The sequence below is a fragment of the Pseudomonas sp. genome (assembly GCF_035277045.1).
Classification (GTDB): domain Bacteria; phylum Pseudomonadota; class Gammaproteobacteria; order Pseudomonadales; family Pseudomonadaceae; genus Aquipseudomonas.
The window spans coordinates 1-8,646 of sequence record NZ_DATELE010000080.1 but is presented as its reverse complement, the minus strand read 5'-3'; the positions used below and the strand labels follow the sequence as shown (position 1 = coordinate 8,646).

9 protein-coding genes are annotated in these 8,646 nt (G+C 63.4%); 8 read left to right on the top strand and 1 reads right to left on the bottom strand.

Annotated features, from left to right (window positions below; all coding sequences use genetic code 11):
- Nucleotides 1–373 precede the first annotated feature (373 nt).
- From VJS90_RS03325 to VJS90_RS03290, 8 genes are all read left to right on the top strand, one after another.
- Nucleotides 374–1,210, top strand: coding sequence for a transporter substrate-binding domain-containing protein (locus tag VJS90_RS03325; RefSeq protein ID WP_324119083.1), 837 nt, complete (start codon nt 374–376; stop codon nt 1,208–1,210).
- A gap of 77 nt (nt 1,211–1,287) precedes the next feature.
- Nucleotides 1,288–2,058: an SDR family oxidoreductase gene (locus VJS90_RS03320; protein WP_324119081.1), complete on the top strand. Its 771-nt coding sequence runs from the start codon at nt 1,288–1,290 to the stop codon at nt 2,056–2,058.
- 36 nt (nt 2,059–2,094) lie between these two features.
- On the top strand, nt 2,095–2,265 hold the full coding sequence (locus VJS90_RS03315; RefSeq protein ID WP_324119079.1) for a proline racemase family protein: 171 nt from the start codon (nt 2,095–2,097) through the stop codon (nt 2,263–2,265).
- A gap of 1 nt (nt 2,266) precedes the next feature.
- The gene (locus VJS90_RS03310) at nt 2,267–2,431 is read left to right on the top strand and encodes a hypothetical protein (protein WP_324119075.1); all 165 of its coding nucleotides are present in this window, start codon (nt 2,267–2,269) and stop codon (nt 2,429–2,431) included.
- The gene (locus VJS90_RS03305) at nt 2,428–3,909 is read left to right on the top strand and encodes an aldehyde dehydrogenase family protein (RefSeq protein WP_324119073.1); all 1,482 of its coding nucleotides are present in this window, start codon (nt 2,428–2,430) and stop codon (nt 3,907–3,909) included. The genes VJS90_RS03310 and VJS90_RS03305 overlap by 4 nt, the downstream gene beginning before the upstream one ends.
- Before the next feature lie 160 nt (nt 3,910–4,069).
- Entirely contained in the window at nt 4,070–4,786 is a 717-nt protein-coding gene (locus tag VJS90_RS03300) for a GntR family transcriptional regulator (protein WP_324119071.1), read from the top strand.
- A gap of 217 nt (nt 4,787–5,003) precedes the next feature.
- Nucleotides 5,004–6,035 carry an ABC transporter substrate-binding protein gene (locus VJS90_RS03295; RefSeq protein ID WP_324119069.1) on the top strand — a complete coding sequence of 344 codons (1,032 nt, stop codon included), beginning with the start codon at nt 5,004–5,006 and terminating at the stop codon, nt 6,033–6,035.
- Nucleotides 6,036–6,056: 21 nt separating this feature from the next.
- On the top strand, nt 6,057–7,766 hold the full coding sequence (locus tag VJS90_RS03290) for a GMC family oxidoreductase (RefSeq protein WP_324119067.1): 1,710 nt from the start codon (nt 6,057–6,059) through the stop codon (nt 7,764–7,766).
- A gap of 19 nt (nt 7,767–7,785) precedes the next feature.
- On the opposite strand, the gene VJS90_RS03285 is transcribed toward VJS90_RS03290, so the two are convergent.
- Nucleotides 7,786–8,646: aldehyde dehydrogenase family protein (locus VJS90_RS03285; RefSeq protein WP_324119065.1), on the bottom strand; the 861-nt coding region annotated here is incomplete at its 5' end.

Sequence of the window (8,646 nt, the reverse complement as noted above, 5' to 3'; positions counted from 1 at the left end):
GGGTTTCTTCCTGGCGAATCAACAGCGCCAGCTCATCGCTCAAATCCATGCTCGACCTCCATTCATTGTCCGGACGCAAGCGTCGGACCTACTGATCTCAACAGCTTGAGGTGAAACTATTGTTGAGTTAAATCCATTTTTTCTCACGCTTTGTTTCCATTATGCTCACCAAACGGCCTGAGCGAGCATGAAGGCTTTACCCTCCGGCTCCGCCTGCATCACAAACAGTTCAATCAGCGCGTCATCGCGCCTCCAAGAGCTGTTGACAGCGTCCATCATAATTTTTATTGTGAGTGCAGTCATGCACACAAAATCGCATGCAGAAAATGCCTTACCTTCCTGCCAAAAACAATGAATATCAGTGAGGTGTGAAATGGTTCTTCCAGTCCCGTCGTATCTGAAACGTTTTTTTGTGGGTGCGAGTCTTTTCGGCGCCCTGCTGGCTTATTCGGCCGCACAGGCCGCTGAAGCTTCGCTTTGGCAGGACGTGCAGAAGGCGGGGGTATTGCGATGTGGCGCGGCTGTCGCTGCACCTTATGTGATGCGTGATGCGAAATCGGGGGATTACAGCGGTTACTTCGTAGACCTGTGCCGCGATTTTGGCGAGAAGGTACTTAAGGTGAAGGTCACCTTTGTCGATACCAACTGGGACAACCTCGTCGCCGGGTTGCAGAGCAACAAGTGGGATCTGGCCATGGCGCTCAACCAGACGCCAGAGCGTGCGTTGGCAGTAGCGTTCACCGTGCCGGCAACAGATTACCAAGTGTCTTTGCTGGTTAATAAGGGCAACCCGAAACTGAGCGATGTGAAGGACGATATCGTGGCGCTCGACAAGTCAGAGGTGACCTTTGCCGTGATGTCCGGTACTGCTCAGGACAAGGCCATTTCCTCGGTGATCCGTAGCGGCAAGATCATGCGTTTGCCTGGTATGGACGAAGCCCGTTTGGCGGTCATGTCCAAGCGCGCTGATGTGCTTGTCGACGCCAGCGACACCAACCACCTGTTTGCCCTGGCCAATCCTGATTGGACACGCGAGATTCTGCCCAAACCGGCTCTGGCCAAGCAGGGTGTATCGTTCGGCGTGCGCCGGGACATTTCACCTGCCGATCTGCAAGTGTTGAATATCTACCTGTCCCAGCGCCGCGAGACGGGAGAGATCCAGAAACTGGTCGACAAAGCTTCACTCGAAGCCAACGCCGGCAAGCAATAGCTTGAACAAGCGGGGTGCCGTGTGCCCCTGTGGAGTACGCGGCATCTACCATTCTCGACAACGGAAGGTGAGTTTTGATGAACGATTTCACACGTCCTCTGACCGGGCAGACAGTGCTAGTGACGGGTGCGTCCGGCGGCATTGGTGCCGCGATTGTGAGGCAGCTGGCAGCCGAAGGTGCCAAGGTGCTCATCCACTACAGCCGTGACGCACAAGGCGCTAGTCAATTGCTGGAGCAAATTGGTGGCAACGGCTGGATCGTTCAGGGGGATCTAAGTGATGAATCCGGGCCGGAACAGCTCTGGCTGGCGGCTCTGGAGTTGGCAGGCGGACGTATTCATGGCCTGGTCAACAATGCGGGCATCCGGACCGAAATTCCCTTGGAGGCACCTGCACAGCAGTGGCGTGCGGCCTGGCGCCGGGAGTTCCAGATCAATTTCTTCGCCGCAGCCGACCTCTGCCGTGCAGCGGTAGCGCATTATCGAGTCAACGGTGGTGGCCGCATCATCAACATGGCCAGCCGTGCCGCACAGGGCGGCTATGCGGCTGATGCACTGCCTTATGGCAGCAGCAAGGCAGCCTTGATCAACCTGACCAAATCGCTGGCCCGCAGTGTGGCAAGCGAGGGTGTGGTGGCGGTGGCGATCGCGCCGGGTTGGGTGCGTACTGACATGGCCGAGCAATTCATCGCCCAGCATGGCGAAGCAGCAGCGGTGTCGGATATTCCAGTGGGACGTATGGCGAGCCCCATCGAGATTGCTGAACTCGTAGCGTTTACGTTGCGGCCATCTCAGGCATCGCTGAATGGCGCAACACTCGATGTCAACGGTGGTAGCTACATTCGTTGAGTGATCCACTGCCTGTGAACAGGCAAGCCGCTGGCCATGGATGAAGCCTGCCGTCACGAGCGCATCGTTGGCAGCCGCTTCACCGGCCGCGCCGAAATCCCGACCACCCTGAGCAATGGCCAGGATGCCGTGAACTCGAGCATCGAAGGCCGTGCCTGGAACACTGGTCGGGCCGAATCCCATGTCGATGACCAGCAGCCATACTAGGATGGATTTTCCCTGGGCGACTTTTGGCGCGCGCAGCTTCCTGGCGCTCACCCTCGGCGCCACCACCGGGCGCCTGATCGCTGACCTGGTCTCAGGGCGCGCGCCCGCGCAGGACCTGACCCCCTTCAGCGCCAACCGCTTCGCTTTCACTGGAGGACACGCATGAATTCCTACGACCAGCTGTATATCAATGGCCAATGGGTTGCCCCGGTCAAAGGCGGCACCTTCGACACCATCGACCCCAGTAGTGAAACCGTGCTCGCGCGCGTGGCGGCCGCCACGGCCGAAGACGTCGACCTCGCGGTGAAGGCCGCGCGTGCCGCGTTCGACGAGGGGCCGTGGCCACAGATGAGCGGGGCGGCCCGCGCGCAGGTATTGCGCAAGATCGCCCAGGGCATCCGTGACCGCCAGCAGGAACTGGCGGAGCTCGAAGTGCGCGACAACGGCAAGCCGCTGCCCGAAGCCTTGTGGGACATCGGCGATACCGCTGGCTGCTTCGATTTCTACGCAGGGCTGGCCGAGGGGCTCGACAGCCACCAGGAGAAAACCGTCGCCTTGTCCGACGACCGCTTCACTTCCATTGCCCGCAAGGAGCCGGTGGGGGTCGCTGGCGCGATCATCCCGTGGAACTTCCCCATGCTGATGGCCGCCTGGAAAGTCGCTCCCGCGCTGGCCGCCGGCTGCAGCATCGTGCTCAAGCCTTCCGAGATCACGCCGCTGACAGCCCTCGAGCTGGCCCGCATCGCCGATGCCGCCGGGCTTCCGGCGGGCGTGCTGAACGTGCTGCCAGGGTTCGGCGCGGACGCCGGCGCTGCGATCGCGGCGCACCGGGGCATCGACAAGCTGGCCTTCACCGGCAGCGTGCCGACCGGCAGCCGGATCATGCAAGCGGCCGCGCGCGACATCAAGAACATCAGCCTGGAGCTCGGTGGCAAGTCGCCGCTGATCATCTTTGCCGACAGCGACATCGAAGCGGCGGTCGAATGGATCATGTTCGGCATCTTCTGGAACCAGGGCCAGGTGTGCTCGGCCACCTCCCGCGTGCTGGTGCAGCGCGGCCTCTACGAACCGCTGCTGCAGCGCCTCAGGCAGGAAGCCAAGAAGGTCAGCATCGGCAACGGGCTGGAGGAGGGCGTGCTGCTCGGTCCACTGGTTAACAAAGGCCAGTACGAGAAGGTCGTGTCGGCGATTTCGCGCGGCCGTGACGAAGGGGCCAGGCTGGTGTACGGCGGTGAGCGGCCGGCCGGGCTCGACAAGGGGTTTTATCTGCAACCGACGATCTTCGCGGACGTGGCCGAGGAAAGCTGGATCTGGCGCGAGGAGATCTTCGGGCCGGTGGTCTGCGTGCGCGCCTTCGATGACGAAGCCGATGCCCTGCGCTCAGCCAACGATTCACCATTCGGCCTGGCCGCCGCGGTCATGTCCCGAGATCTGGAGCGTGCCGAGCGTGTCGCGCGCAAGCTGCGGGCGGGTATCGTCTGGGTCAACTGCTCGCAGCCGACCTTCACCGAAGCGCCGTGGGGTGGCTACAAGCAGAGCGGTATCGGCCGCGAGCTGGGTGAGTGGGGCCTGAACAACTACCTTGAAACCAAGCAGATCACCCGTTATGACAGCGACCAGCCGTGGGGCTGGTACATCAAGTAAGGAAGGCCGCCATGCGCTGTAAATAAATGGCGCCGGGCAGCGGAAGGTCAGAGGGGATGCGAGCCGGTCCGTCCAGATAGCCGCCCGGCAACCGGGTGCGTTACCCTAGGGTTCCCAACATAGGCCTGTGCAGGCCTGGCAATCACAATTAGGGTGCCTGATGAGTAGCAAGCCAGCGGTAGAGGGAGAGGGCGGCGCCAAGCGCCACGGTGGTCGTTATATCTATGAAGAGCTTCGCAAGCAGATCCTGACCCTGAAGCTCAAGCCCGGCACGCCGCTGGATGAAGTCTCACTGGCCACCCAGTTCGGCCTGTCGCGCTCGCCGGTTCGCGATGCCTTGGCACGCCTGATCACCGAAGGCCTGGTCACCATCCTGCCCAACCGCACGACCCTGGTGACACCGTTCGAGATCGAGGAATTCCCCAACTACGTCGCCGCGCTCGACCTGCTGCAGCGGGCGGTCACCCGCCTGGCGGCGCTGCAGCACAACGATGAGGACCTGGCGCGCATTCGCGCGGCGGAAGCGGTGTACATGCAGGCGCTGAGCGGCGATGACTTCCAGATGATGACCGAGCTGAACAAGGCCCTGCACATGGAGATCGCGCGGGCCGGCAAGAACCCCTACCTCACCAGCCACTACGAACGCCTGCTCGGTGAAGGGCAGCGGCTGTCGCACCTGCACTTCGACTTCATCCTCAGCACCTCGAGCTCGCCAGGCATGGGCCGTGACCACGGCTCGATCGTCGACGCCATCGCGGCGCGCGACGCCGATGCCGCGGAACAGGCGGCGCATGAGCACACGATGCTGTTCCAGCGCCGCTTCCTGGACTTCATGCAGCAGAACCTGACGTCGAACATGAAGGTGGGCTGGAGCTGATCCCTACACCTTGCTGCAGAGGTTGAGTGCAGACTCCACCCGGGGATAACCTCACGTCATGCCCATCCTGACTATTCGTGCATTGCCGACCCAACCTTGCCTCTTGTACTTTCAGCAGGCCCGCTCGGTACGACAACAAAAGCAACGCTGAGCAATCGCAAGGGTATCGATCCGGGTTTCGCAACTGCCGAACAATCTACCTTCAGGATGTTTTGCCATGAAAACCTTGTCGATGGGTTCTACCTTATTGTGCTTGTCGGTAGCCTGCGCGATGCCGGCGGTCGCGCAGCAGATCACTTTTGTTTCCCAGGGTGGCTCCTATCAGGAGGCGCAGACCAAGGCGATTCTCGATCCGGCCGCCAAGCGCCTCGATATCACCATCAAGCAGGACAGCGTCCCCGATGCCTGGCCTCTGGTCAAAGCCCAGGGCGAGGCGGGCAAGCCGGTTTGGGATGTCATCGACACCCCGCCTTCCAACTGCCTGCGCGGCGGCCGCGAAGGGCTGATCGAGCCGCTTGACCTGGCGCAGATTCCCAACGCCGCGAAAATGCCGGAAGCCTACCGCACGCCCTATTCGGTGGCGTACGAGTTCTACTCCTCGGTCATTGGCTACAACAAGCAGTCCCTCAAGAAAACCCCGCAAAGCTGGGCTGACTTCTGGAACGTCAAGGACTTCCCCGGGACGCGTGCGCTGCGCAACGACCCCATGGGCACCCTCGAGGCGGCTTTGCTCTCGGACGGTGTGCCACGCGACAAGCTTTATCCACTGGATGTGAACCGGGCCTACAAGCGTCTGGAGCAGATCAAGCCGGATATCGCCGTGTGGTGGAGCTCGGGGGGCCAGTCGGCGCAACTGCTCAGCGATGGCGAGGTGGACATGCTGATGATCTGGAATGGCCGGGTCAGCGCGGTGCGCAAGGAAAATGCCGATGTGGACTTCACCTACAACGATGGCATCCTGCAAAACACCCAGTTGTGCATCCTCAAGAACGCGCCGAATTACGCCACGGCGGTGAAATTCGTCAACGAGGCCATTTCTCCCGAGCTGCAGGCCAATCTGCCGCAATACATCGACTATGGCCCGGGCAACCCGGCGGCCTTCGACACGGGCAAAGTCAGCGCGGAACGCGCCAAGCAGCTGCCCAGCGCGCCTGACAACGCGGCGCGCCAGGCCATGCTCTCGGAAGAATGGTGGTCGTCGGCCGAAGGTATCGCGGCCAAGGATCGCTGGCTCAAGTTCGTGCAGTAGGACAGCGCCTGGATGACCATCATGATCGACTACCTGATTCTGGGCGGCGGCAGCGCCGGGTGCGTGCTGGCCGCGCGGCTTAGCGAAGACCCGCATGTCACTGTGTGCCTGGTCGAGGCCGGCCGCGATATCTCCCAGGGCAGCATGCCGGCTGCGATCCGCAGCCGGTACCCGGGCCGGGCCTACCTTGATGTCAGCAACATCTGGCAGACGCTGCGCGCCAGCATGGGCAAGGACGGTACGCGGCGCCGCTATGAGCAGGCGCGCATCCTCGGTGGCGGCTCGGCGATCAACGCGCTGATGACCAACCGCGGGGCACCTGCCGACTATGACGAATGGCAACGCCTGGGCGCCGAGGGCTGGAACTGGGAAGCCTGCCTGCCGTATTTCCGCAAGCTGGAGAACGACACCGACCATGGCGGGCCCCTGCATGGCCATGCCGGCCCGGTCAGGATCCGGCGTACCCCTGAGCCTTTTCTTTCGCCCTTCGTGAAGACCGTGATGGCGGTGCTCGACAAGCGAGGGCTGAAACGCCGGCCGGACCAGAACGCGGCCTGGGAGGAGGGCGTCTTCGTCGGTGCGATCGGTGTCAGCGAGCAGGGCGAGCGCATACCGACCTCGGTCTGCTACCTCACGGACGAGGTGCGCAAGCGGCCAAACCTCAGCCTGCGCTGCGAATGCACCGTGGACCGGGTGCTGTTCGAGGGGACTCGGGCGATCGGGGCGCGAATTGTGCAAAGCGAAGGCGTGACGCGGGACATCGCCGCGCGCCAGGTGATCGTCTGCAGCGGTGCGATTCACAGCCCGGCGGTCTTGCTGCGCAGCGGCATCGGGCCGGCCGCTGACCTGCGCAGGTTGGGCATCCCGGTGGTGGCAGACCGGCCAGGGGTGGGGGGCAACCTGATGGAACATCCTTCGATCGCCGTGTCCGGCCTGCTGACCCGTCAAGGCCGCACGGCGTTTGCCGACGAACACCATGAGCAGGCCATCGTCCGCTTCTCCTCCGGTCTGGCGGACACCGTGGAGTGCGACATGCATGGCGCGATCCTGTCGCGCTCAGGGTGGCACAGCATTGGCTATCGGCTGGGCACGGTGTTTTTCTGGGTCAACAAGTCCTACTCGCGCGGGCGCCTGCGCCTGGTGTCCAGCGACCCAGGGCAGGAGCCAGAGGTCGACTTCGCCATGCTCAGCGATCCCCGCGACCTGCAGCGGCTGAAGCTGGCCTTGCGCTTCGGCGCCAAGACCTTGCAGGCGCCTGAGCTGACGGGCTTGCTCAGCCGCGTGTTCCCCTCCAGCTATTCGCCTCGGGTGGCAAAGGTGGCGATGCCCGGTGCATTCAATGGCCTGCAGCGGGGGCTGTTGAGCTGTCTGCTGGACATCGCAGGGCCGCTGCGGGGCTGGCTGGTCGACCGGCTGATCACCCCGGGCATCACACTGGAACGCCTGCTTGCCAATGACGCAGCCCTTGGCGAGTTCGTGCAGCGCAATGTCGGCGGCACCTGGCACCCGTCAGGCACCTGCCGCATGGGACGGGCCGATGACCCCGGCGCGGTGACCACGGGCGATGGCCGGGTGATCGGGGTCGATAATCTGCGGGTATGCGACGCCTCCTTGATGCCGAGCATTCCCTGCGCCAACACCAACGTGCCGACCATCATGATCGCCGAGCGCCTGGCCGACCTGATCAAGGCGCAGGCACGTGTGCCCGCGGCGGACCACGCGACCGCCTGATCCAGGCGGGCGCAGGCGTTCAGCCGGCGAAACCGACGATGGCCTTGGTCTCGAGGAAAGCTTCCAGCCCCCACTGGGCATACTCGCGGCCATTGCCTGACTGCTTGTAGCCGCCGAATGGCGCATTGGCATCCCAGGCCGGGTAGTTCAGGTAGACGCTTCCCGCGCGCATCTGCAACGCTACCTCGCGGGCGCGCTCCAGGCTTGCCGATTGCACATACGCCGCCAGGCCGAACACGCTGTCATTGGCCATTTCGACCGCCTGCCGTTCGTCCTCATAGGGCTGGATGACCAGCACCGGGCCGAAGATTTCCTCCCGGGCAACGCGCATCTGCTGCCCCACCTGGGCGAAGATCGTCGGCTGCACGAAGTAGCCGCGCTGCAGGCCCTGGGGCCGGCCAAGCCCGCCACACACCAGCTGCGCACCTTCCTCCAGGCCCACGGCGATCATCCGCTGGATAGCGTCGTACTGGCGCTGGCTGATCACCGGTCCCATCGTGGTGCGTTCGTCCTCGGGCGCGCCGAGGCGATGGGCGAGGGCGGTTCGCCGGGCGATGGCCACGGCTTCATCGTGCAGGTGGGCCGGAACCAGCATGCGCGTCGGCGCGTTGCACGACTGCCCGCTGTTGCCCATGCAGCTCAGCACGCCGGTGCTGACCGCCGCCTCGAGGTCCACGTCATCGAGCAGGATATTGGCCGACTTGCCGCCCAGCTCCTGGTGCACGCGCTTGACGGTGGGCGCGGCCAGCCGGGCCACTTCGATACCCGCGCGGGTGGAGCCGGTGAAGGACACCATGTCGACATCGGCATGGCAGGCCAAGGCCGCACCGACGCTGGGACCGTCGCCGTTGACCAGGTTGAACACCCCGGGCGGGACCCC